This is a genomic window from Kordia zhangzhouensis (genome assembly GCF_001005305.1).
Taxonomy (GTDB): Bacteria; Bacteroidota; Bacteroidia; order Flavobacteriales; family Flavobacteriaceae; genus Kordia; species Kordia zhangzhouensis.
The window spans coordinates 124,828-148,985 of sequence record NZ_LBMH01000003.1 but is presented as its reverse complement, the minus strand read 5'-3'; the positions used below and the strand labels follow the sequence as shown (position 1 = coordinate 148,985).

The 24,158-nt window shown below is 34.0% G+C and carries 20 protein-coding genes; 12 read left to right on the top strand and 8 right to left on the bottom strand.

Features of this window, described 5'->3' with window-relative positions; all coding sequences use genetic code 11:
• The first annotated feature begins 89 nt into the window (after positions 1-89).
• The 3 genes from trkA to AA088_RS04000 all read left to right on the top strand — a co-directional run bounded on the left by trkA (position 90) and on the right by AA088_RS04000 (position 3,291).
• Complete coding sequence (gene trkA / locus AA088_RS04010; RefSeq protein WP_046743670.1) at positions 90-1,439, top strand: Trk system potassium transporter TrkA; 1,350 nt, start codon at positions 90-92, stop codon at positions 1,437-1,439.
• A gap of 9 nt (positions 1,440-1,448) precedes the next feature.
• Entirely contained in the window at positions 1,449-2,939 is a 1,491-nt protein-coding gene (locus tag AA088_RS04005) for a TrkH family potassium uptake protein (RefSeq protein WP_046743669.1), read from the top strand.
• 106 nt (positions 2,940-3,045) lie between these two features.
• Positions 3,046-3,291, top strand: a complete 246-nt coding sequence (locus tag AA088_RS04000; RefSeq protein WP_156168396.1) for a hypothetical protein — start codon at positions 3,046-3,048, stop codon at positions 3,289-3,291.
• 540 nt (positions 3,292-3,831) lie between these two features.
• On the opposite strand, the gene AA088_RS03990 is transcribed toward AA088_RS04000, so the two are convergent.
• The gene (locus AA088_RS03990; RefSeq protein ID WP_046743666.1) at positions 3,832-5,016 is read right to left on the bottom strand and encodes a pyridoxal phosphate-dependent aminotransferase; all 1,185 of its coding nucleotides are present in this window, start codon (positions 5,014-5,016) and stop codon (positions 3,832-3,834) included.
• Positions 5,017-5,118: 102 nt separating this feature from the next.
• On the opposite strand from AA088_RS03990, the gene AA088_RS03985 reads away from it, so the two are divergent.
• A complete protein-coding gene (locus AA088_RS03985; RefSeq protein ID WP_046743665.1) occupies positions 5,119-5,844 on the top strand; it encodes a hypothetical protein in 726 nt (241 codons plus the stop codon).
• A 4-nt stretch (positions 5,845-5,848) separates the two neighbouring features.
• Here AA088_RS03985 and AA088_RS03980 read toward each other — a convergent pair whose 3' ends face one another.
• Positions 5,849-6,895 carry a fatty acid desaturase gene (locus tag AA088_RS03980; protein WP_046743664.1) on the bottom strand — a complete coding sequence of 349 codons (1,047 nt, stop codon included), beginning with the start codon at positions 6,893-6,895 and terminating at the stop codon, positions 5,849-5,851.
• Between the two features lie 122 nt (positions 6,896-7,017).
• On the opposite strand from AA088_RS03980, the gene rsmG reads away from it, so the two are divergent.
• Positions 7,018-7,647, top strand: a complete 630-nt coding sequence (gene rsmG / locus AA088_RS03975) for a 16S rRNA (guanine(527)-N(7))-methyltransferase RsmG (RefSeq protein ID WP_046743663.1) — start codon at positions 7,018-7,020, stop codon at positions 7,645-7,647.
• 83 nt (positions 7,648-7,730) lie between these two features.
• Here the strand turns inward: rsmG and AA088_RS03970 are convergent, their stop codons facing one another.
• Entirely contained in the window at positions 7,731-9,407 is a 1,677-nt protein-coding gene (locus tag AA088_RS03970) for a DUF6029 family protein (protein ID WP_046743662.1), read from the bottom strand.
• Positions 9,408-9,460: 53 nt separating this feature from the next.
• Positions 9,461-9,949, bottom strand: coding sequence for a TlpA family protein disulfide reductase (locus AA088_RS03965; protein WP_241483380.1), 489 nt, complete (start codon positions 9,947-9,949; stop codon positions 9,461-9,463).
• A 229-nt stretch (positions 9,950-10,178) separates the two neighbouring features.
• Here AA088_RS03965 and AA088_RS03960 point away from each other — a divergent pair, with 229 nt between their 5' ends.
• Complete coding sequence (locus tag AA088_RS03960; RefSeq protein WP_046743661.1) at positions 10,179-11,492, top strand: Omp28-related outer membrane protein; 1,314 nt, start codon at positions 10,179-10,181, stop codon at positions 11,490-11,492.
• 75 nt (positions 11,493-11,567) lie between these two features.
• Here the strand turns inward: AA088_RS03960 and AA088_RS03955 are convergent, their stop codons facing one another.
• On the bottom strand, positions 11,568-13,982 hold the full coding sequence (locus AA088_RS03955) for a T9SS type A sorting domain-containing protein (protein WP_046743660.1): 2,415 nt from the start codon (positions 13,980-13,982) through the stop codon (positions 11,568-11,570).
• 164 nt (positions 13,983-14,146) lie between these two features.
• Positions 14,147-15,772, bottom strand: coding sequence for an L-glutamate gamma-semialdehyde dehydrogenase (gene pruA / locus AA088_RS03950; RefSeq protein ID WP_046743659.1), 1,626 nt, complete (start codon positions 15,770-15,772; stop codon positions 14,147-14,149).
• A gap of 210 nt (positions 15,773-15,982) precedes the next feature.
• Between pruA and AA088_RS03945 the strand changes: the two genes are divergently transcribed.
• From AA088_RS03945 to AA088_RS03935, 3 genes are all read left to right on the top strand, one after another.
• Positions 15,983-16,711, top strand: coding sequence for an NRDE family protein (locus AA088_RS03945; protein ID WP_046743658.1), 729 nt, complete (start codon positions 15,983-15,985; stop codon positions 16,709-16,711).
• Positions 16,704-17,717, top strand: coding sequence for a DUF6695 family protein (locus AA088_RS03940; RefSeq protein WP_046743657.1), 1,014 nt, complete (start codon positions 16,704-16,706; stop codon positions 17,715-17,717). Before AA088_RS03945 ends, AA088_RS03940 begins: the two co-directional genes overlap by 8 nt.
• A gap of 78 nt (positions 17,718-17,795) precedes the next feature.
• Positions 17,796-18,758 (top strand): hypothetical protein, encoded by a 963-nt coding sequence (locus AA088_RS03935; protein ID WP_046743656.1) that lies wholly within the window; start codon positions 17,796-17,798, stop codon positions 18,756-18,758.
• Positions 18,759-18,805: 47 nt separating this feature from the next.
• Here the strand turns inward: AA088_RS03935 and apaG are convergent, their stop codons facing one another.
• Complete coding sequence (gene apaG / locus AA088_RS03930) at positions 18,806-19,192, bottom strand: Co2+/Mg2+ efflux protein ApaG (protein WP_046743655.1); 387 nt, start codon at positions 19,190-19,192, stop codon at positions 18,806-18,808.
• Between the two features lie 141 nt (positions 19,193-19,333).
• Entirely contained in the window at positions 19,334-20,584 is a 1,251-nt protein-coding gene (locus tag AA088_RS03925; protein ID WP_046743654.1) for a type IX secretion system plug protein, read from the bottom strand.
• Positions 20,585-20,776: 192 nt separating this feature from the next.
• Between AA088_RS03925 and AA088_RS03920 the strand changes: the two genes are divergently transcribed.
• The 3 genes from AA088_RS03920 to AA088_RS03910 are packed head-to-tail and all read left to right on the top strand — an operon-like array spanning position 20,777 to position 24,157.
• Positions 20,777-22,126: a Na(+)-translocating NADH-quinone reductase subunit A gene (locus AA088_RS03920; protein ID WP_046743653.1), complete on the top strand. Its 1,350-nt coding sequence runs from the start codon at positions 20,777-20,779 to the stop codon at positions 22,124-22,126.
• 4 nt (positions 22,127-22,130) lie between these two features.
• Positions 22,131-23,402 (top strand): NADH:ubiquinone reductase (Na(+)-transporting) subunit B, encoded by a 1,272-nt coding sequence (locus AA088_RS03915; RefSeq protein WP_046743652.1) that lies wholly within the window; start codon positions 22,131-22,133, stop codon positions 23,400-23,402.
• 2 nt (positions 23,403-23,404) lie between these two features.
• The gene (locus AA088_RS03910; RefSeq protein WP_046743651.1) at positions 23,405-24,157 is read left to right on the top strand and encodes a Na(+)-translocating NADH-quinone reductase subunit C; all 753 of its coding nucleotides are present in this window, start codon (positions 23,405-23,407) and stop codon (positions 24,155-24,157) included.
• Position 24,158: the final 1 nt, after the last annotated feature.

Genomic DNA, 24,158 nt, shown 5'->3' with positions numbered 1-24,158 from the left:
ATGTATAATTCTGATGTTCAACTGCAAAAGTTTTAGTAATTGAAGTGTTTTTGACTTATATTTGTATACTTTTTCAATAAGAAAATTCGATGAAAATTATTATTGCAGGTGCTGGTGAGGTAGGTTATCATTTGGCAAAACTTCTTTCTTACGAATCTCAAGATATTACATTAATAGATTGCAATCGAGCAAATTTAGAGTATGCTGATACTCACTTAGATATTCGTGTGGTAAAAGGAGATGCAACATCTATTAGCATTTTAAAAGAAGCTAGAGTTGCTACAGCAGATTTGGTTATAACAGTAACCTCTTCTGAAACAACTAATATTACAATTTGTGTACTTGCAAAACAGTTAGGCTGTCGTCGAACGATTGCGCGAATTTCTAATACAGAGTTCATTCATCACCAAGAAGAATTGCAGTTTAGTGACCTTGGTATAGATGAGTTAATTTCTCCTGAGAAGTTAGCTGCTGCCGAAATCAAATTATTATTAGATCAATCTGCTTTTAATGATAGTTATGAATTTGAAGGAGGAGCATTGACTATGGTGGGAACTACATTGCAACGTACAGCTCCATTTGTGGGAAAAAGTGTGAAGGAAGCAGCAAGTATTTTTCCTGAATTGCATTTCGTGCCTATTGCTATTCAGCGATTTGGCACACAATATACCTTGATTCCTCGTGGAGATACTCTATTTAAAGAAGGTGATCAAGTATATTTTATTACTTCCAAAGAAGGTGTTGAGGAGTTGTATAAGTTGATTGGAAAGCGAAAAGAAGATATTAAGAATGTGATGATTCTTGGCGGAAGTAATATTGGAATGAAAACCGCGAGAGATTTGTGTAAGAATAGATTCAATGTTAAGTTGATTGAAAAAGATAAGGATAAAGCGTTTGATCTTGCAGATGAATTGCCGAATGCTCTTGTGATTCAGGGAGATGGACGCAATGTCGAATTGCTTGAAGAAGAAGGTGTGTATGACATGGATGCTTTTATTGCTGTAACTGGAAATTCAGAAACTAATATTATGTCTTGTCTAGTAGCCAAATCAAAAAACATTCGAAAAACAATTGCTTTGGTAGAAAATATGGATTATTTCCAATTATCTCAGTCAATAGGAATCGATACCTTAATCAATAAAAAACTACTAGCTGCCAACAATATCTTTAGACATATTCGAAAAGGAGATGTCGTTGATATGACAAGGCTCAATAATATGAATGCCGAACTGTTAGAATTTATTGTAAAGCCTACTTCTCGTGTATGTGATCAACGAATCAAAGACTTAGATTTTCCACGCTCGGCTATTATTGGTGGTGTAATTCGTGAAGGAGAAGGAATTATTGCTTTGGGTGATTTTCGTATTCAATCAGGCGATAGAGTAGTAGTGTGTAGTTTGCCTCGATCAATCAATAAAGTAGAACGTATGTTTCTCTAATTCTTTTCCATGAAAGTCAATTATAAAATTATTTTTCACTTAATGGGACTACTGTTGCTTTGCAATGGTGGATTTATGCTGCTGGCAACATTGGTAAGTTATATATATCAAGACGGTATAACTTTTAAGCTCTTTTTGGCTGGTTTGGTAACAATGATTGCAGGATCACTCTTTATGTTAACAACAAGAGATCATAAAAAAGAGATTAAAAAAAGAGAAGGATATATTGTAGTTACTTTTGGGTGGATTTTTATGTCCCTATCAGGAACATTTCCGTATGTATTTACCGAGGTTATACCCAACTTTACCAATGCCTTTTTTGAGACAATGTCTGGTTACACTACTACAGGAGCTACCATTCTTGAAAAAATAGAAGGGTTGCCTGAAGGAATTCTTTTTTGGAGAAGTCTTACACACTGGATTGGAGGAATGGGTATCATTGTATTGGCTATAGCAATACTTCCTTTACTGGGAATAGGAGGAATGCAGTTATTTGCTGCCGAAGCGCCAGGACCTAGTGCAGATAAATTACATCCTAGAATTACGGATACGGCAAAGCGGTTATGGCTTATTTATGTAGGGTATACCGTTGCTGAAACTATATTACTGCAAATTGCAGGGATGTCTTTTTTTGATGCGATTAACCATGCGCTTTGTACATTGTCAACAGGAGGTTTTTCTACCAAAGATGCTAGTATTGCTTATTGGAATGGAGATCCAATTATTCAGTACATTATTATCTTTTTTATGTTTTTGGCAGGAACTAATTTTGTGTTGAGTTATTTTGCTTTTAAAGGAAAAATTCAAAAAGTATTACGAGACGAAGAGTTTCGTTTTTATACAATCTTTATCATAACCTTTACAATAATTGCTACAGCTATTATTTATACACAAGCCAATGTGGAGCCTTCAGCATACCACCCAATGGTTTGGGGCGAACTAGAAAGTGATTTTAGGCACTCTTTGTTTCAGGTAATTGCTGTGATTACAACTACTGGTTTTGTTACTGCAGATTTTACGTCATGGACTTCATTTTTGACGATTTTCTTCTTCGGATTGATGTTTTTAGGGGGTTCTGCGGGATCAACTGCAGGTGGTGTAAAAGTAGTTCGCCATTTATTGATGATCAAAAATGGATTGTTAGAATTTAAACGAACCTTACACCCAAGAGCAATCATTCCTGTTCGTTATAATAATAAATCTGTTTCAGAGCATATTGTCTATAACATTTTAGGCTTTTTCATTTTATATATGCTGTTGTTTATTATTGGTGCGTTGGTACTTGGTTTTGTTGGGTTAGATTTCGAATCAGCTGTTGGAGGAGCAGCTTCATCTTTAGGGAATGTAGGTCCTGCGTTGGGAGATCTCAACCCTTTGGCTAATTATAACAGTTTGCCAGCTTTTGGGAAATGGTGGTGCGCATTTTTAATGTTATTAGGACGTTTAGAATTATTTACAGTATTGATTCTAATTACGCCTTTTTTCTGGAGAAATCGCTAGTTTATAGTGAATTACAAGTGCAATCTTTTTAATTTTTTTTATCGAGAATGTAACAAAATTTCTGTTGATACGTCATACTATTGTAAATCAATCAAAAAACAATATCATGAAATCAACACATCAATTACCATCCGTTTCGATTCCCATAGAATCATCTGCTTTTTTTAATAGAGGACTTTTAACTTCTCGTTACAAAGAAGAAATTCGAGAGAACTTTCAAAACATATCATCTACTTCTTTATTTGGTTTAAAGCAACGTGTTAAAATAAATCAACATCGCTTTGCTCCAGTAGTAGGAACTATTTTAAAAATCTCTGTGTTTGTACTAGCATATATTATTGCATTTGTATAATTTCTGTAAGAATTCTAGTCAATACGTTTCTTTAAAAAGGGGAAAAATCCCCCGAAAAAGGGTTTTTTAACTTCGTTTGTTCTTTGGATATTTACAACAGTAAATCAATGCAACAATACAAATGCTTAAAAAGTTCAATTTTTTAGAATTCTGTTGGCTAGCAACTATTATTTTGCTTACTAGTACGTTGGTTATAATTTTTATGAATACAGAACTTACTGCTCAGCAATCTGGAGTTCCTTCCGAGCGAACTTTTTTTGGGATAGATGTAAATTATTGCGTTGTTATTTTTTACGCTTTCAATACCTTTTTATTCTTTGGAATCAAAGAATTTTTTTGGAGGTATCAACGTAAATTTCCGAACACGATTATTATGTTCAGTGGCGCTATACTGACCGTTTCGCTTTTGATACTTAATATTATATAGTTAATCTCATGTGAGCCAAAAGATAAATTGTATATCTTTTGGCTTCATTATTAAAAGAAAAAGCTGTTTCATCTTTTTTGAAACAGCTTTTTCTTTTATGATTTTATATAACACTATTGTAATGCTTCCTTAATCTGTTTTAAAGCATTGCGTAATTCTTGTTCTGAAGCGGCGTAAGAAATACGAATACAATTTGGATTTCCAAATGCTTCGCCCGTTACAGTAGCTACTAAGGCTTCTTCTAATAAATAGGTGGAAAAATCAGTAGCATTATTTATTGTTTTTCCGCGAAGTGTTTTTCCAAAAAAGGAAGAAATATCAGGAAATACGTAAAAAGCTCCTTCAGGAACATTAACATTAAATCCGTCAATTTCATTCAATAATTCCAATACGATATCTCTGCGTTTTAAAAACTCATCAATCATATATTGAATTTTATCTTTTGGTGCTTGTAAAGCAGCTATTGTAGCGCGTTGTGCAATACAATTAGCTCCACTAGTTATTTGTCCTTGAATCTTGTTGCAGGCTCTGGCAATTTCTACTGGAGCACCAATATAACCAATTCGCCAGCCTGTCATTGCAAAAGCCTTAGAAACACCATTAACTGTTATAGTACGATCATACATAGAAGGAATTCTAGCAATGCTAAAATGTTCACTAGTGAAGTTGATATGCTCGTAAATCTCATCAGAAACTACATAAATATTCGGGTGTTTTTCTAGCACATTAGCAAGCGCTTTTAATTCTGCTTCACTGTAAACCGAACCGCTAGGATTGCATGGAGAACTGAACCAAATCATTTTAGTTTTTGGAGTAATGGCAGCTTCTAATTGTTTAGGAGTCATTTTGAAATCAGTTTCAATTGAAGTGGCTACTTGAACAGGAATACCTTCGGCCAATTTGACAATATCACTATAACTTACCCAAAACGGAGCAGGAAGAATAACTTCGTCGCCCTTGTCAAGCAATACCATAGCCACATTTGCCAACGATTGCTTTGCCCCTGTTGAAACTACAATTTGATTTGGAGTGTATGTTAATTGATTGTCACGTTTAAACTTTTCAATTATCGCTTCTTTTAAATCGGCATATCCATCTACAGGAGTATAACTGTTATAATTGTCATTAATAGCTTGGATGGCTGCTTCTTTTATAAAATCTGGAGTGTTAAAATCAGGTTCTCCAAGACTTAACCCAATAATATTTTTACCTTCATTTCGTAATTCTCTCGCTTTTGCTGCCATTGCTAAGGTAGCAGAAGTAGACATATTTAAAACTCTTTGCGATAGTTGTGACATGTGATGTGTTGATTAATAAGTTTGACAACTGAATTGTGCGAAATTAGTTATTTTTGGTTAAGGAAGAAAAATAGTTATCAATAATCACAAAAGTATTTTAGAATGGGAAATAATCGTCAAGAAGAGGTTTCAAAAGCATTTTTTTTAGAAAACTTGATTAGTAGAGTGATGAATGTAAAAAAACGATTGGATTATCTCATTTTTATACTTTTAATGATTACTTGTTTTGGTTTATATTTTATGAAGCAAGTACCTAAGGATTTTATTTTTTTCAAATTAGATTCAATCAATGCTTCGGTTTATCATGGCGTTATGGCGGGAGTACTTTTGATTATTTTTGGAATTATTGGCTCTCATTTAATTGAATATATCATAAAGAGGAAGCTTATTGATAAAGAATTACAAGAAGAGTCATTTTTTAAAGGGAAGCGTTGGCGAGAAGAGCAAAAGAAAATGGATGTGAAAGAAGGAGATGAAAAATATATGATTATCTCTTCAATGATAGCACCTAGTTCTTTTTATGAGTTTTTCTATACATTAGATTTGACAAGGAAAAACTTACGTGCAATTGCTCCAATAGTTTTAGGACTTTCCTTTTTTCTTTCTCAGGCAGTAGCATATTTTCATGTAATTCAAGTCGAAGCACCAAGAGTTATTTCTGAAGGATTTGGAATTTTATTGTTTATAGGATATTTGCTTTTATACTGTCAATTTTTAAGTTCTTTACGCGACAATAAAAAAAGGCTCTACGATTCTATCATAAAGCCTTTAGGGTGTTTTTTTATATTGTATATTCTTAGTATAATAGTAATAAGAGTAGTATTATAGCTGCTTAACTAGCTATTCGCATTTTTTCTAATTGGTAATATTCTCTAAAAGTGATCATGCGTTGTTGTTCTTCATCCCATAATTTATGAAACATCATCTTAAGTCCGTCCTTAAATGAAAGTGTAGTTACATATTTTGATAGAACGGTGTTTTCTGAAAAACATTTTTTAAGGTTATAATTAGGGATTCTACTATTTAGATGATGAATATGATGAATGCCAATATGTCCTGTAAACCATTCCATAATGCGTGGCAATTTTAAATAGGTACTTCCTTTGATGGCAGAAAGTACAAAGTCCCAATCTTTTTTCCATTTTTTATAAGAAAACTCGTGTTGATGTTGAATGTAGAAAAACCAGAACGCAATAATTCCAAAGAAAAATAGGATGATAAATTGCACTGCAAAGAATTTAGCCCAGCCTGTTAAATATCCAATAACTAAATAAGGAACAATAATTACAAGGTTGTCTTTTAAAAGAGTGAAAGTGGTTTTTTTCCAATTATTAAATTTTAAAAATGGATACTTAGTTGTGACAATCAAATAGTATACAGGTGCAATTACAAAAATAACGATAGGACTTCTAAAAACTTTGTATTTGAATCGTCCCCACCAGTTTTTTGCACGAAATTCTTCTACGGTAAGAGTTGGCATATCGCCAATTTGTCTTGTTTCTAATTGTCCATTATGACCGTGATGAAATGTGTGTGTTTCTGCCCAATATTTAAAAGGTAAAAAACTAAATACACTACAAGCATACCCTATAATGTCACTTGCTTTTTTTGATTTTATAAACGAATTGTGTCCGCAATCATGCTGAATAATAAAAATTCGAACCAAAAAGAAAGCATTTAAAATCCCTAATAAAAGAGTTAACGTAATTGAAAAGTCAAGGGTAAAATACATTAATACCCAAACGGCAATAAAAGGTAAAAAGGAAGAGGCCATTTGACCGATTGCTTTTTTAGTACTTTTCTTTTTGTATTTGGCGATGATAGACTTCCAATTTTTCAATGCTTCTTTAATCTCTTGATCAATATTTTGGTGCGTCATGGAGGAAATAAATTTAATCTTGTTGGATTGCTACTAAAAATTGGTACAATATATTGTAAAAATTGTAATTTGAAAATAATAAATTTAGATAATCGTAAATAAAGAGTAGTTTTGCGGAAGATATGGAATATATACTTAAATATTTTACGAATTTAACAGCTACTCAGATTGAACAGTTTGGTCAATTGGAAGCTTTGTATAAAGATTGGAATGCGAAAATTAACGTAATTTCTAGAAAGGATATTGACGAATTGTACGTGCGGCATGTGTTACATGCATTGGCAATTGCAAAAGTGCAACCTTTCAAGTCTGGATCAAAAATTTTAGATGTCGGAACGGGCGGAGGTTTTCCTGGAATTCCTTTAGCGATTTTATTCCCCGATGTCAAATTTACATTAGTTGATGCTATCGGTAAAAAGATTAATGTTGTTGAAAATGTGGTAAGTAGTATAGGGTTAACAAATGTTTCGGCATTTCATTTACGTGCAGAGAAGGTAAAAGGGGAATTTGATTTTGTAGTGAGTAGAGCTGTGACAAATATGCCAGATTTTGTAAAATGGATTCGGAAGAAAGTTGCCAAAAAGCAGCGACATGAATTAAAAAATGGAATCTTATATTTAAAAGGAGGTGATTTGACAGAGGAATTGAAAGATTTTCCAAAAGCAACTTTATATGCAATTCCTGATTTTTTTGAAGAAGATTTTTTTGAAACCAAAAAAGTGGTACATCTGCCCATAAAATATAAACCTTAAATAAATCAAAAAATCCCTTGAAATAATTTGCAAGGGATTTTTTTTGATGTAGTTGGTTGGTTTGGTTATAATGGGTTTTCTTTTTAAAAAGCAGTAGATAAGTTAATGGTCAATCCTGTACTTTGCGGAACAAAACGACAAACACCTCCAACACAAACAAGTCCGCCTCTTTGTCTACCATAATTTAAAGCAATTCGGGTAGCTCCTTTGGTGAAGCTTCCTCCAAAGTTATAATAGTGAATTTGCTCGTCTGTGTTATCGTTTCCGTAATTATATATATCAGTCGCATAGAAAGAAAGACGCGGTGTTACATTAAATTCTAACGTTCCACCAGCCCAATTTTTGTCATCATCTGGAGTCCATAAGTGTTGTAATTCTGCACGAATTGATTTTTTAGAATTAATTTTATAAGTAGCTTCTGCTACAGCAATATTTGAATTAACGACACCGCGTTCGTCAATGATAAAACGTTGATTGTAATATTGATTTACGTAATAAAATATACTTCTCCATTTTGGACTCCATTTTTTTCGTACCTCCATACTAAATTCAGAAAAGTATTTTTGACCAAAACCAAAGTATTCTATTTCGGCATCTCTATCTGTAAAATTGAAATCGCCTTTTAATCCAGCCCAGTATGAAGCGTTGAAAGCTACTTTAGTTCCGTATTTACCACCCAGAGAAGTTCCTTTCTCAAAGTTGTAAAAAATATCAATTTGCCCACCAATTTCACCAAACTTTAGTAAAGACGGGTCTGGAACAGAGATGGCTGGTTGGGCTTGATATACGTAAATATTGGTAAGTGCATAATCGTGTTGCTTCGTTAATCCTGGAAGATAGTTTAAGATATTCTCATTAAAAACATTTCCTGAAGCTTCTCTTTCTGAGAAAAAATTCATGTTTTCAAGTCTTCGAAAAGTGGCATCAATACCAAGACCTTTTTGTGAATAGCCAAAATTTACTAAAAGAGCATTCCCTTTTTCAACAAAGTTTTCAATGTATCGTTGTGAGTTTACAATGATATCTTTTCCTTTAGTGATGTATTCAATTCCTGAATAAAAAGTACTTCCAGAAAAATCAAGTCTAGCAGAAAAAGAGTTTGTTAACTCATCAAATCCCATATTTTGAAAATCTTCTGGGATATCTTGTTTTCGTCCAACATAGCTTATGCCAGCAGAAAGAGTAGAAGTCTCTAATTTTAAAGCATTCGTCAAATCTATTTCGGAGTTGAATCCAAAAATATCTCCTTCGGAAACTTTAAATCCGTCACGTTGTCTAGCATATAAAGCTGTAAACTCTAAAGCGTTGGAAGGTTGGTATTTTATACGACCTCCGCGAAAGGCATTATTAATTCCTAGAGGTCTATTTTCCCAACCTCGCAAAATTAAACCGCTTCCAAATTGCTCATAAAAGTAACCTGCTGTAACTTCAAGTTTGCGAGTTTTATACTTTGCATAATATAATGCAATTCCTGTGTCATCAAGTTTTGGAGAATAATTCAGTAATGGCATTGGTGCATAAGATTCAACTTGAATACCAGCAAACCAATTTCCGTAATTATAGTCTAATTTTAAATAGTTATTAGATCTAAAATGTTCTTCTTCGGCAAATTTCCCAAGTTTTGTATCATCATTATACCATTGTATATTTGATTCAAATCCACCTGTTAAAGTTCCCCAATCTTTCTTTTTATCATCGTCATCTTGGGCAAACCCTACAGAAGCAACCAATGCGAAAGATAGGTATAGTAATTTTTTCATGAAATAATAAAATGTGAGTTAGTGTAGTAGTGTTTGGTTAGTTTGGTAAGTGGTTATTCAGCATTTTTCTTAACCACTTCATATAATTGGTTTTCGGCACCAGGGAAGTATCCTGTATGACGAAATACAATTTCACCATCTTTAATAACGATTACATGTGGAATGGTGGTAATGTTTAAAGCACGTTGAAGGTCTTGATTTTCATCTAAGAGAATTTTATATTCCCAACCTTTCCCATTGATGAGTGGTTTAATTCTTTTTTTGGTTCTGGCGTCATCTGTTGCAATGGCTATAAGTTCTACATTTGTTTCATCTTGCCAATCTTCATACACTTCATTAATAGCATCTAGTTCGTTGATACATGGAACACACCAAGTGGCCCAAAAACTTAAAATTTTAACGCCTTTTTCTTTTGTGATTTGGTTCATGTTTAAAGAAGTTCCATCTAATTCTTTTACAGAAATATTCGGAATTTCTTTTTGCGCATGTGCTTGCAAAGTAAGCAATAAGCATACTGCAGCAATACTCATAATTGACTTCATAGTATTTAGTTTAATAGTGAGAATTTTGTAAATATATAAAAGCTAATGTTAAAAAAGCAAGAAAAATAAAATAAAACATTTTTACTGTTTTTTCTATATTCTCTATATAAATAATAGGCTATTTTGTTGATTTACTGTTTGTTAGTATTTTCTTTTTTTTAACAAAAAATTAATATAAATTAGTGCGCAAATTATACCATTACCAAACTTTTTAAACAAAAAAATTCTTATGAAAACAACAAACATCTTAAAGTATTTAGTAGTTGTTGCTGCATTGTTTATCTACTCTTGTAGTGACGATTCGGACGGAGATGGAGGAACGCCTACACCTGGCAGTGGCGGATCTGGCATTACTTCAATTACAGTAACTGCTAGTGAAAATTCTATCGAATTGGGAGGTTCTGTAACATTTACCGTAACCGCAAATGATGGGTCAAATGTTACATCTAGCTCAACTATTTTAGTAAATAATAGTTCTATTCAAGGAACTTCGTTTACACCAACAGCAACAGGAACGTACCAGATTAATGCTAAGTTTGAAGCATTAACAAGTAGTGCCATTAATATTGAGGTACTTCCGCCAGTTTTAACTTCTTTACGAGTAGAAAGTGCTGTATCAAGTATTAAGGTTGGAGACACTGCAGAGTTTATTGTTATTGGAACTGATGCTGGAGGTAATGATTACACCATTACTGAAGACGCTACAATTTCAGTAAACGGGAATCAAATCGTAGGGAATAGATTTATGGCTACTACAATGACAGATGTTCAGGCAACTGCAACGAAAGATAATCTTACTTCACCAGTATTCAATTTGCCGGTAACAGACGATAATGCGCCTGGTACTTTTGCAAGAAATGCTGTGATTGAAGATTTTACAGGAACATGGTGTGGATGGTGTCCAAGAGTTTCCTATGCCATTGAACAAGTTGAAGCACAAACAGATAGAGTATTTGCAATTGCGGCACATAGTGGGGATGCTATGGAAAATTCATACAGCGCTGCTTTAGATAACGTTTATGTAACTTCTGGATATCCAACAGCAGTAATTAATAGAGATGCTGAGTGGACGTATCCTGAACCAAGTAATGTGGCGCAAGCGACAAACTTAGCTACTGGGACTACAACATCTGGATTGTCAATTAATTCAATGATTGTTGGAAATCAATTGCAAGTGTATGTAAGTGCAGCTTTTGCTCAGACTACATCTGGTGCTAAATTAGTTGTATTAGTTTTAGAGGATGGGATTACTGCTTCTCAAAGAAACTATACAAGTTATTATGGTGGCGAAGATCCAATTCCTCAATTTGAGCACAATCATACACTAAGACATGCTATTACAGATGTATTTGGAGATGCAATCCCATCAGCGAATACTATGGCAAATACTAAATATACTGAAGTGTTTGATATTCCTATTCCTTCATTAGTAAATGACAGCAGTAAAATGTCTATCGTAGCTATGATTGTAGGTTCAGATAACAAAGTGATTAACGCTACTGGTGCTCATGTAGGAGTTGATAAAGACTATCAAGCAAACTAAAGAATTAATTATAATTAGCTAGAATTCTTAAATTCTTTGAAAAAGCAGCTCTAAAAGGAGCTGCTTTTTTTATGCTTACTTGATGATAATCTTTTTTACTTCTGAATTTTCTTGGTGTTGTATTTCCAATATGTAGACTCCTGTTTGTAAGGTTATTGGAATATTGAGTTCGGAAGAGATATTTGTAAAGGATTGATTGTAAACTTTTCTTCCAGAAATATCAATAAGTGCTAAATTTAATTCATTGATTGGAGTAGAAACAGCTAGTTTAAGAGTGTTTTTTACAGGATTTTCTAAAAGCTGAATCATTGAGGTGTTGGAAAAAACTTGGGATGTCAATGTGTTAGAAACAATTTCATTCCAAGCAAACTGAACGTTTGGATCTGTTAAAGTTACATGACCTTCATTGGTTGTAGGTATATACCAAGCATCAAAAGGAGTATGGTTCATATTGTTCTCTGTAATAGGATTGGGAATAGCATACCAATTATTTTGATTTTTTAAAGCCATGCTGCTAATTGTTGGGATAAAATTGAAGTAGTCTGTTTGTAATCCAGCAAAGAAAGCATCAATGGTAGGATCGCCGCCAGCAAAACTTCCTGATAAGGCGCCTAAGTCAAATAATCCACCCATGGCGGCATCAATTCCATCGGAATAACTAAAAGAACGAGAGTTGGCATTTGCGTTAATGTCGCAAAAGCATAAAAAAGGAGCGTCAATCCAAATATTACTGACCTCATTCGTTGTGTTGGCAGGATGCGTATACCATACTTTTAAATGTGCATCTGTTAATAGAGCAACTCCTTCTATGGTTACATCTAAAACTTGTCGCCCAGGCAAAACATCGTTGCCATTTTTGTCAGGATAAGGAGAGCCATTTCCGCTTCCGTTGATGATAGATACTTTGCGTAAATTTTCGGGAAACCCTGATGTGGTTAAGTTATTCATTCGATTAAAGAACAAATCTTTAAAAGGATGAGGAGTTGGTAGAACAATAGTATTGTCAAATTCAGCAATTTCACCTGATTGTAAATGTGCTTCCATGTGATCTGTTAGCATTTGTCTAGCTGCGGGCGATTTAAGCATGCCATCAACAATTGGGCGCAACGATTCTACGCTAAAGTTTCCAACCCATGTATCCAAACCATATGCTAGATAATTAAATAAATGTTGAAAACCTATGGGTACATTTGCTCCTAAGTGTGGAGAATCAAAAGAAATCCACAAACGAGTATCATGATTTAGGTTTTGATTTTCCATGTAACTAAGAGCATATCTAGAAATCAATCCACCCATACTTGGTCCAATAATTACATTTCCTTCATTGCCAGCTTTTTGACTGTTAATTGTGTTAATTAATTCTACTAAAATCATGGCATTGCGTTCTATGTAATCAGCGCCACCATCTACCAAAACACTTCCTGCTGGATAATCATTTTCATCAATAATTAAGTCGTTGTTAGTATCTGTAACATCGCTAACCAAGAGTAGAGAATTATCTGTTAAGCGAAGATATTGAGGTAAATTTAATATGATTACATCAAAGTTTTCTTCTGCTCGAATACGATCGGCTAAATTCTGTGTCATTCCTCCACCGTCAGTATACGTTAGTAATTGGTATACAGCGCTGATGTCTCTTGTGTCACTTGGATCAAAACCATCAATAACGATAATAGGTTTGTCTAACACATTATCTGCTCCGAGAAAAATTTGATATTCTCCCATGCCGGCAAAATTGGTTGCGCCACTATAGGTAGAAAGATCAGGACTAATACTAGCTGTGATAGATTGTGAGTTTTCTTGATTTTCAGTTGAATTTGTTCCATGGACAATCAGCTGAGCCGACGATATTTTTTCTTCCCCAGAAGACAAGCGAATTTTAAAATTCAATTGTTTCTTTCCTGCGTTTGCGTATTGTATGGAAATAGGAGTGTCAAAATTTACTGTTGTATATCCATTTCCATTATCAAAATCGATAGAAAATTGAGTAATATGCTTGTGTGTTTCTGTATAAAACAGATTGCTATCAATATAAAAGCTAGTTTGTAAGCCGTGTTTATGTATGCTTAAAGGTGCTGCTATAAACTCTTTTTTTTGTATTAATGCATGTGCAACAGCAGATGATTTTACTTTGTAGGTTTCGTTTTGGAGAATAATATCATTATTGGCAATAATTTCAGGATTTACAATTTCATATTCAACATACATTCCTGCAATTTTGATGGTTTCATTATACGAAGTTATTCGCATAGTATTTGCAATTATTTCAGAAGGCACCTGTTTTCCTGCATGTTTTAGTTCTTTGGCAGCTTGCACTAAGCTGTACATGCTATTGTAGTCAGAGTGTTGTTTTAAAACAGAAAATGGAGCTGTGTTGCGTACTAAAGTTTCTGTTTGCTTGGGTATTGAATTTAGCGAAATAAAAGAATCATTATTTACTTGTGCAAAAAAACACAAAGGAGCTAAAAAAAATAGTAATCTTAACTTCATTTAGGAATGTTTTAGGGTTGTAAAAATCGCAGGAAATTAAGATAATTATTGAGAAAAATAAATTTTAAAAGTTTAAATGTTGTAAATAATCCACAAAAGAGAGTTTTGTGAATAAAAAAAGCTGAGGTATAACCTCAGCTTAAATTTTAGTTTTTATAATATGCTTATCCTAAAAAAGGATATCTGTAGTTGGTAGGAGAAACAAAAGTTTCTTTAATTAATCTAGGAGAAACCCAACGCAATAAATTTTGTGCAGAACCAGCTTTGTCATTAGTTCCAGAAGCTCTTGCACCACCAAATGGTTGTTGTCCTACAACAGCACCTGTTGGTTTGTCATTGATATAGAAGTTTCCTGCGCAGTTTTCTAAAGCCTTAGTCGCTTCATCAATGGCGTAACGATCGCGAGAGAAAATTGCTCCAGTTAATGCATACTCGGAAGTTTCGTCTACAAGAGTAAGTGTGTCTGACCAATCAGCATCCTCATAAACATACACAGTTACTACCGGCCCGAATAACTCAGTTTCCATCGTTGTGTATTTTGGATTAGTTGTTAAGATTACTGTTGGTTCTATAAAATACCCTTTAGATTTGTCGTAATTTCCTCCTGCTACGACTTCTGCATCAGCATCTGCTTTTGCTTGATCAATATATGAAGCCAATTTGTCAAATGAACCTTCATGAATCACAGCGGTGATAAAATTATGCAAGTCACCAGGAGATCCCATTTTGAAAGAAGCAATATCTTCTTTTACTAGTTCAAGAACTTCATTGGCAATTGATTTTGGTAAATATACACGAGAAGCCGCACTACATTTTTGTCCTTGAAACTCAAAAGCACCACGAGTAATTCCAGTAGCTACTTGCTTTGGGTTTGCACTTGGATGTGCTACAATAAAATCTTTTCCTCCAGTTTCTCCTACAATTTTAGGATACGTTTTATAAGTATGGATATTGTTTCCAATTTTTTTCCAAAGTTCTTTGAATACATATGTAGAGCCTGTAAAGTGAACTCCTGCAAAATCTGGGCTTTCCAAAATAGTATCTGTAATCATTACTGGGTCGCCATATACAACATTAATAACACCATCTGGGACACCAGCTTCTTTAAATACATCAACAATTACTTTTGCTGAGAAAATTTGACTATCGCTAGGTTTCCATACAACGGTATTCCCCATCATGGCAGCACTAGCAGGCAAATTTGCGGCGATGGCCGTAAAGTTAAAAGGTGTAATAGCATATACAAATCCTTCTAATGGTCTGTACTCTACACGATTCCATATGCCTTCTGCAGAATCTGGTTGCTCTTCATAAATTTGCGACATGAATTCTACGTTAAAGCGTAAAAAGTCAATCAATTCACATGCGGCATCAATTTCTGCTTGGTGTACTGTTTTAGATTGGGCAATCATCGTTGCAGCATTAATCTTAGCTCTGTATGGTCCAGCAATTAATTCAGCAGCTTTTAGGAAAATAGCAGCGCGTTGCTCCCAAGTTAATTGAGCCCATTTTTTTCTAGCATCTAACGCAGCATTAATAGCTTGAGTCACATGTTTTTTTTCGGCTAAATGATAGGTTCCAACAATATTTTGATGATCATGAGGAGGCGCCATCGTATTTGTGTTTCCTGTACGAATTTCTTCGTGACCGATATACATTGGAATGTCTACATTTCCATTAAAATATGATTCATATTGTGCAGTAACAGCGGCTCTTTCTGGAGTTCCTGGTGCATACGATTTTACAGGTTCGTTTATCGCAGTTGGAACTTGAAAAAATCCTTTTCCCATAGGTTATATTTTTATAAGTGTTTGTATTAGAATTTAAAGTTGCAAAGATACAAAAAAAATGCACCTTAGTCGAACGTCATTTTGTATGTATTTTCTGTACTTTATGAAAAATTAGCAATACGGATAATTGTCAATTATGCATTTGGGAATTTTATATGCTTTCTAATGAAAATTTTGTAAGTTGTTTGCGGAACGGCAGACAAAGGGAATATGTGTACAGTTAGTTTTTTTTATAAAGGAAATAATGATTTTGTATTAACTTCTAATAGGGATGAATCTCCCAAAAGGGAAACTTTAAGTCCTGCTGAATATACAGTTTTGGAATCAAAAATGATTTTTCCTAAAGATGTGGTAGGTGGTGGTACTTGGATTGGAGTGAGCGATCAAAAACGTTTGATTTGTTTGCTAAATGGAGGTTTTGAGAAACACATACGTCTGCCTAATTACAGACACAGTAGAGGTGTTGTTGTAAAAGATCTTTTAGGATGTTCTCAAATTGAAGAAGCTGTTCATGCATATAATTTAGCTCGAATAGAACCTTTTACAATTATAATTGTTGATTGGAATGCTACTTTGGTATTATATGAGCTTGTTTGGGATGGAGTCAAAAAGTACTTTCAAAAACTGCCGCTTCATAAAGCGCATATTTGGTCATCTTCAACTTTGTATTCTGAAGAGATGAAACAATTACGTCGCAATTGGTTTGAAGATTTTCAACAAAAAGAATTACTTCAAGCAGATTCTTTATTGTATTTTCATACTACAGCAGGAATTGGAAATCCAAATATAGATGTTATTATGGATAGAAAAATAGTTCGAACAGTTAGTGTGACACAAGTTGAAAAAAAGGAAGAAATTGTGACTATGGATTATCACGACCTGTTGAGGGAAAGGAAAAGTACGATTTCGTTTAATCCAATCGAAGAACTGCATGAGTAATACGGGAATTATTTTAACATTAGCATATCCGGAAACTATTGTTAAAACCTCGCAAGAATGGTATTCGCCATACTTACGCTTTATAGGTATTGGAAAAAAAAATTACGTTCGAGCTGGACATGCAGCATTAGTGCTTATTGATAAAAAAACAGGAACTTTAGATTATTATGATTTTGGGCGCTATGTGACTCAATTGACATACGGACGTGTGCGTTCCAAACAATTTGATAGAGAGTTGGATTTTCCGCTAAAAGCAATTATAAAAAATCATGAAATCGTTAACTTGAATGAACTGTTACACTTTTTGGCTAATCACCCAGAATTGACTCATGGAGAAGGAAAAATGATAGCATCTGTTTGCAATGAAATTGATTACAAAGCTGCACGCAATTATATAAATTATTATGCAAGACAAGGATTTGTAAAATATGCTGCTTTTAAAAAGGGAGGATCAAATTGTGCTCGTTTCGTAACAGATGTGTTGATTTCTTCAACAACGAATAATCGGCTTAAGAAAAAACTTAAAAAATCCACATGGTTTACCCCAAGTACTATTGGAAATGTGACAATTTCAGGTAAAAACGGAGAAGTATATGAAGTGGTTAATAATACAATATGTCTATTTAATTCTACATCAAGAAAAATAACGTTGACCTGTTTTTTGGATCGATTGAAAAATCATCAGCCAAATCAAAAAGGTACTTTGTTGCCAAAGTATGTCTCAAATGTTTCTGAAAATGCACAATGGCTTTCGGGTATTGGTTCAGGAGCTTGGTTTGATATTGAGCAACTTCCTACGCAGGCATATTGTTATCGTATACGTAGAGTTTCTCCTAATGGTCATGTAGATGTTGACGGAATATTTAAAGTGCATAATCCGTTGTTTGACTTACAACAACCGTATCAATTTATTCATAATTCAAATTGTGCATTTGTCACAATATTGCAAAATGAGCAAGTGTTTTACTTTAGTTTTCAGGAAGATTATAACGTAGCCTTGAGTTAAAACTATACTTTGTGTAAAGTGCAATTGTTAGGAATTTTAAAAAATAGTTTTTTGTATTTTTGTGAAAATCACAAATAAATGCAAGCCCATTTTCTTTCAAAAATCAAAGAAGTTCTTCCAGAAAATATTTCATTAATTGATTCTGTTGCAGCCGTGTTGGATATTAGTTACGATGCAGCACATCGGCGCACAAGTTTAAAAAGTAAGTTGTCTTTAGAAGAAGCGATTGCGTTGGCAAGGCATTTTAACTTATCCATTGATCAGCTTTTTGAGATTGGATTGCAAGATGTAGTTGCGGTTCAAAAAACACAAGTTATTCGTTCCCAGATAGATTTGGAAGCTTATTTTGAGGCTTCATATCAAAATTTGAAACAAATTTTGTCAATGAAAGACTCTGAAATTGTATATTCTGCCAAAGACCTTCCTATTTTTTACACAGCATCCAACAATATGTTGTCGCGTTTTAAAATGTATGTTTGGTTGCAATTATTGGGAGAAGAACAAAAAGTGGTAGCTTTTGAGAACTTTGCGCCATCAGTATCATTAGTATCTGCTGCTTCTCGTTTGGGTGAGTTGTATGCAAATTTACAGGTTACTGAAATTTGGGATGTAACTACGATTAATAGCACGCTGAAGCAAATCCATTTTTATTACAAATCCATGCTTCTTTCGGGAATGGTAGCCAAACAACTTTGTGAGGATCTTAAAAAACTTATCCAAGCTATTGAAGATAAAGTAGGGCAAGATATGCAGTATAAACTTTATTACAATGAATTATTGCTCATGAATAACACAGTTTTAGTAAAGACGCCTTCAATTAAAACTTTGTTCGTTCCTTATACTATTTTGTCTTATTATAAAACGAGCGATACAGAAACTCTTGACCAAGTAGATGCGCACCTACAAAGGCAAATGCGTAATTCAAAATTATTATCGACAGCAGGAAAAAAAGAACAGCGTATCTTTTTTACTAAAATGTATAAAAAAATTGAAGCATTAGTGTATTTGATTGCAGCAGAAAACGTATTGGATTTTGAGTAAATTCAATAGAAATCTATTAGCTTAAAATATGATGCGAATACAATTTGTTAATTGAGTGCAAAAGGAGCGCTTAATTTGAATGTAGGAATAAAAACTCTAAACTTCTTTGTCGTGGTAAAATTAACCATGTTATAATGTCCGCGCATAGCTCCAATAGGAGAAGCTAGTAAGCAACCAGATTGATAGGTATGTGATTCGCCAGGTTTTAATACTGGTTTTTTGCCAATTACACCTTCGCCATCGACAATTTCAATATTATTTAGAGCGTCAAAAATCTGCCAATGTCTCGATGTAAGTTGTACGGAGTCTTTGCTTTGGTTTTCAATAGTAATTTGATAACCAAACGCAAAATGCATCTTGTAGTTTTTGAAGAAAGTACCTTCAAAACTAGTCTTTACGGAAATTTTTATGCCTCTAGTTACCTGTTGGATCATTTGCAATTTTTATATAAATAGTTGTAAATGTTTCACGTTGTTTAACTTGCATTTACATCAGCAATACAATCAAAAATACGAATTTTATATTTACTTCAGTAAAAGTGGTGAAAATTTAACGAATTTTCAAGAGAAAGTTGTCTAATTCTTTATTACAGTGGAGTTTGTGGTGCCAATTCCAATAATACTATCATAAACTTCTCCAAATTTTCTAAAATAAACAATAATTAAATAATCATTTTCTGTTTCAAAGTTAGCGCCGCTAATTTTGGAAGTATCTAACTCGTTTTTATCGTTAACTACCACATACTTATAGTTATAAAACCCTTGTTTTAACAAAATTTGGGCTTCGTATAAATCTGTGTCTGGGTTGTAAAATAACTGGTTTTCTTCTGTTAATGCATAATTATTAAAACGACCGTATACATATACTTTGCTTCCTTCTAAATCCATGTAATTTTCCAAAGAAAAATGAATCATTGCATAATCTGCTTCAATAGATGGGTTGGTGCCTTGTATTGTATTGATTAAAAAATCACCATTAATATCTGGATTAAATGTGTAAGGTTGTAAAGCGCGAGTTGGATTTGTGTGTAAATAGTTGTGATAAATGTCTTTGAGTTCAATTCGGGCAATGCTTACATTTCCACCTCTGATTTCTTTATTGTCAAAGTTGAAAAATTCATTGCCTCCTGAAAAGCTAGTTTCTGTATTGTAGCGATAAATTAATCTAGACCCAATAGTGTATTGAGGTTTAATGTTGGTAATGGCTCTTTTCCATTGGTAATTTTGCAAAATGGCAACTTTAACCTCACGCATTGGGTTTCGTAAAAGTAAATTGGGTGAGTTGATTTCAAATTGAATCAGTTGGTTTTGTTGAATAGTACTTAAATCTCTCGTTCTGTGAACAGTTGCGCCAACTCCTACAACATCTTCGTAAACAATAAATCTTCTTGAAAACATCAATTCATCATCATCATTATAAATAGAAACCATGTAGTTTCCGGAAATTAATAATGTAGTAAAATTGTTAGGAATCGTCAATTGATAATTTGAGTACAGTTGTAATGTATTGAATGAATTCTCATAATTTATAATCCGTTGGTTGTCTAGACCTCGCATATATTGGGCTTTTGCCAAATTAGAAGGAGTCCAGTCGTAGTTGCAATGTGCAATCTTATAGTAGTAGTCGGCTTCATCTCCATTAATATCATCAAAAGTAAGTTGAAAAGGTTCTCCTAATCTCAAAATAGGGAACTGATCGCCTTCATTAGGTCCAGAAAATTCGATACTCTTAATAAAACTAGGAGGATCTACTTCTAGCAAAGGTTCTACTTGTGCAAATATGAGGTGTGTGTAAAAAAGGAATATCAAGCAAAAAATACGATACATATCAGATATAATTTTTTGTAAAGATACGCAAAATGTGTGCCTGAGATATACTTAGCAAAATGTAAGTAAAAAATGAAGGTTTAAAAAGTTAATTTAGAATCAGTATAAATAAATTTTATAGTTAAGTATTGGCTTTTAGTTGAGTGTATAAATGCTTAAATTTGCACGTTTTTTAGTAAAAAATCCATAACTATGTCAAAAGACATTCGCATAAAAAAAGGCTTAGATATTAAGCTTGTTGGCGAAGCAGAAAAAACTACAATTGCGGCAAAACCGAGTAGTTATTATGCGATAAAGCCCGAAGATTTTCACGGTATCATTCCTAAAATGTTAGTGAAAGTTGGTCACAAAGTCAAAGCTGGTCAGGCATTATTTCACTCCAAACTAGACGAAGCATTATTATTTCCATCTCCTGTAAGTGGCGAGATTTCTGAAATTATCCGCGGAGCAAAGCGTAAAATTCTAGAAATTAGAATCCAAGCAGATGCAACACAGGAATACCAAGATTTTGGTAAAAAAGATGCTGCAAAAATGTCTGGAGACGAATTAAAAGCACATTTACTGACAACAGGTTGTTGGCCATTTATAAAACAACGTCCATATGACGTAATTGCAAACACTGAAAAAACTCCAAAAGCAATTTTCATTTCAGGTTATAACTCTGCGCCATTAGCAGCTGATTTTGATTATACGCTTTCTGGTAAAGAAGCTGAGTTGAGTGCTGCACTTACGGCATTGACAAAGCTTACCGAAGGAAGTGTGCATGTAGTTACCAAAAAAGGAGGAAACTCTCCTTTAGCTACTGTAACTGATGTAACTTCTCATAAGGTTTCAGGACCGCATCCAGCAGGAAATGTTGGGACACACATCAATAAAATTGACCCTGTAAACAAAGGAGAAGTTGTTTGGACAATTAATGCTCATGACTTGGTGATTATTGGTGAGTTGTTGCTTACTGGTAAATTTAACGCAAGTAGAACCCTAGCAGTTACAGGTTCTCAAATTGAGAAACCACAATATGTAACCGCACTTATTGGAGCAAATATTAAAGATATTACGGCTAATAACATCAATTTGGATAATACCCGAATCATTAGTGGAAACGTGTTGACGGGTAAAAAAGAAACTCCAGAAGGATCTTTAGGGTATTATCACAATCAAATTACAGCAATCCCTGAAGGAGATGATTATGAATTCTTTGGATGGAATAAACCTGTTTTTGATAAAGTAAGTACTTCGAGAGCGTTGACATTCTCATGGATGCAGCCAAATAAAAAATATGATCTTACCACAAATACAAATGGTGAGCATCGTGCATTTGTAGTAACAGGAAGCTATGAAGAAGTATTTCCTTTGGATATGTATCCGTTACAGATGTTAAAATCTTGTATGTATTCAGATTTAGACGAAATGGAAGCTTTAGGAATGTATGAAGTAGCGCCTGAAGATTTTGCTTTAACAGAATTCATTTGCGTGTCTAAGCAGCCACATCAAAAGATTATTAGAGAAGGTTTAGACTTAATGCTTAAAGAAATAGGATAAGACGATGAGCTTAAAAAGTAAATTACACAATTTAAAAGAAAAGTATAAAGGTACCAAGATGGCGCCTGCGTTCAATGCGTTGCATACGTTCTTATACTTACCTAACGAAACTACACACGGAGGAACGCACATCAAAGCGGCTGACGATTTGAAGCGTACCATGAACACAGTGATTATGGCATTGGTTCCATGTTTGATTTTTGGAATGTTCAATGCTGGATATCAACACTACTTAGCGTTAGGGCAAATTGAGGCTGCTAATGGATTTTTAGGAGCTTCGTTTTGGACATTAGATAACCTATTGGTAGGAGCAATGACTGTGTTGCCACTTGTAATTGTATCTTACGGAGTTGGACTAGCAGTAGAATTTTTATTTGCTGTAATTAAAGGACACGAGGTAGAAGAAGGGTATTTGGTAACAGGAATGTTAGTACCATTAATTGTTCCGGTTGATATCCCACTATGGATGTTAGCAGTGGCCGTAATTTTCGGTGTAGTTATCGGAAAAGAAGTTTTTGGTGGAACAGGGATGAACATCTTAAACCCAGCATTGACAATCAGAGCCTTTTTATTCTTTGCGTATCCAACTTGGATGTCTGGAGATAAAGTTTGGGTTCATGGAGCAAAAGAAATGGCTGGAACACCAGATGCTATTTCAGGTGAAACTATATTAGGATACTATGCAAAAGCAGGGCAAGAATTAACAATTGCAGGAACCAATGGAGGTTCTGATATTGTAACTACATATGGTGATAGAGCTGCAGAATTGTATTCTTATTCAGATATGTTTTGGGGATTAATTCCTGGTTCAGTAGGAGAAACTTCAAAATTTTTAATCATTATTGGAGCATTGTTCTTAATTTTTACAAAAATAGGAAGTTGGAGAATCATGCTAAGTACTGTTATTGGAGCACTCGTAATGGGATTAATATTTAATGGTGTAGTCGATGCAGGTTGGATTACTGAATCTAGCAAATTCTATGGATTAATGGATGTGCCATTCTGGCAACACTTAATTATAGGAAGTGTTCTATTTGGAGCTGTATACATGGCAACTGATCCTGTAACAGCTGCACAAACAAACAAAGGAAAATGGATTTATGGTTTCTTAATTGGTTTTATATCAATTATGATTCGTGTATTCAACCCAGCATATCCTGAAGGTGTATTCTTAGCAATCTTGTTGATGAACGTATTTGCACCTACCATTGATCACTATGTGGTTCAAGCCAATGTAAAGAAACGAATGAAACGTCTAAAAGTAAAAACAGCTTAACGATGGAAAAGAGAACAGATAAAAATTCATATACCGTACTATTCGCTGTGGGAATGGTATTAATAGTGGGTGCATTATTGGCGTATCTAGCATCAGCATTAAAACCATTGATTTCCGAAAATGAGCGTTTAGAAAAGCAACAAAACATTTTGTATGCAATGGGAATCAATAATAACGATGAAGGAAGTGCCACATTCGTTTCTACAGATGAAGCTCCAAAACTGTTTGCTAAGTATATTAAAAAGCAATTGGTTATCGAAAATGGAGAAGTAAAAGAAAATGCTGAAGCATACTTAATCGACGTTAAAAAAGAACAAGCAAGAGCAAAAGAAGGAAAAGCTAGAAGACTTCCTTTATTTGTAGGTGAAAAAGACGGAAAAAAATACTACATAGCTCCAATTAGAGGAAAAGGACTTTGGGATGCAATTTGGGGATATGTTGCTATGGATGAAAATATGGTTGTTCAAGGTGTATACTTTGACCATAAAGGAGAAACGCCAGGTTTGGGAGCAAACATCAAGCAGCGTTATTTTATGGACGATTTTTACGGAGAGCATTTGTTAACAGAAGCGGGTGTTTTTAAAGGAATTACAATTTCTAAAACAAACTCTGACCCAACAAACGAAGACAAAAACGATTTTGAAATCGATGCAATTGCAGGTGCAACTATTACAGGAGATGGAGTTACAGCAATGATTAAAAAAGATCTACGTCTGTATGTGCCATATTTTCAAAACTTAAAAAAACAAGGATAAA

Coding starts and splice junctions, on each gene's coding strand:
- trkA (WP_046743670.1), top strand. CDS start 90: ATGAAAATTATTATTGCAGGTGCTGGTGAGGTAGGTTATCATTTGGCA.
- AA088_RS04005 (WP_046743669.1), top strand. CDS start 1,449: ATGAAAGTCAATTATAAAATTATTTTTCACTTAATGGGACTACTGTTG.
- AA088_RS04000 (WP_156168396.1), top strand. CDS start 3,046: ATGAAATCAACACATCAATTACCATCCGTTTCGATTCCCATAGAATCA.
- AA088_RS03990 (WP_046743666.1), bottom strand. CDS start 5,016: ATGTCACAACTATCGCAAAGAGTTTTAAATATGTCTACTTCTGCTACC.
- AA088_RS03985 (WP_046743665.1), top strand. CDS start 5,119: ATGGGAAATAATCGTCAAGAAGAGGTTTCAAAAGCATTTTTTTTAGAA.
- AA088_RS03980 (WP_046743664.1), bottom strand. CDS start 6,895: ATGACGCACCAAAATATTGATCAAGAGATTAAAGAAGCATTGAAAAAT.
- rsmG (WP_046743663.1), top strand. CDS start 7,018: ATGGAATATATACTTAAATATTTTACGAATTTAACAGCTACTCAGATT.
- AA088_RS03970 (WP_046743662.1), bottom strand. CDS start 9,407: ATGAAAAAATTACTATACCTATCTTTCGCATTGGTTGCTTCTGTAGGG.
- AA088_RS03965 (WP_241483380.1), bottom strand. CDS start 9,949: ATGAAGTCAATTATGAGTATTGCTGCAGTATGCTTATTGCTTACTTTG.
- AA088_RS03960 (WP_046743661.1), top strand. CDS start 10,179: ATGAAAACAACAAACATCTTAAAGTATTTAGTAGTTGTTGCTGCATTG.
- AA088_RS03955 (WP_046743660.1), bottom strand. CDS start 13,982: ATGAAGTTAAGATTACTATTTTTTTTAGCTCCTTTGTGTTTTTTTGCA.
- pruA (WP_046743659.1), bottom strand. CDS start 15,772: ATGGGAAAAGGATTTTTTCAAGTTCCAACTGCGATAAACGAACCTGTA.
- AA088_RS03945 (WP_046743658.1), top strand. CDS start 15,983: ATGTGTACAGTTAGTTTTTTTTATAAAGGAAATAATGATTTTGTATTA.
- AA088_RS03940 (WP_046743657.1), top strand. CDS start 16,704: ATGAGTAATACGGGAATTATTTTAACATTAGCATATCCGGAAACTATT.
- AA088_RS03935 (WP_046743656.1), top strand. CDS start 17,796: ATGCAAGCCCATTTTCTTTCAAAAATCAAAGAAGTTCTTCCAGAAAAT.
- apaG (WP_046743655.1), bottom strand. CDS start 19,192: ATGATCCAACAGGTAACTAGAGGCATAAAAATTTCCGTAAAGACTAGT.
- AA088_RS03925 (WP_046743654.1), bottom strand. CDS start 20,584: ATGTATCGTATTTTTTGCTTGATATTCCTTTTTTACACACACCTCATA.
- AA088_RS03920 (WP_046743653.1), top strand. CDS start 20,777: ATGTCAAAAGACATTCGCATAAAAAAAGGCTTAGATATTAAGCTTGTT.
- AA088_RS03915 (WP_046743652.1), top strand. CDS start 22,131: ATGAGCTTAAAAAGTAAATTACACAATTTAAAAGAAAAGTATAAAGGT.
- AA088_RS03910 (WP_046743651.1), top strand. CDS start 23,405: ATGGAAAAGAGAACAGATAAAAATTCATATACCGTACTATTCGCTGTG.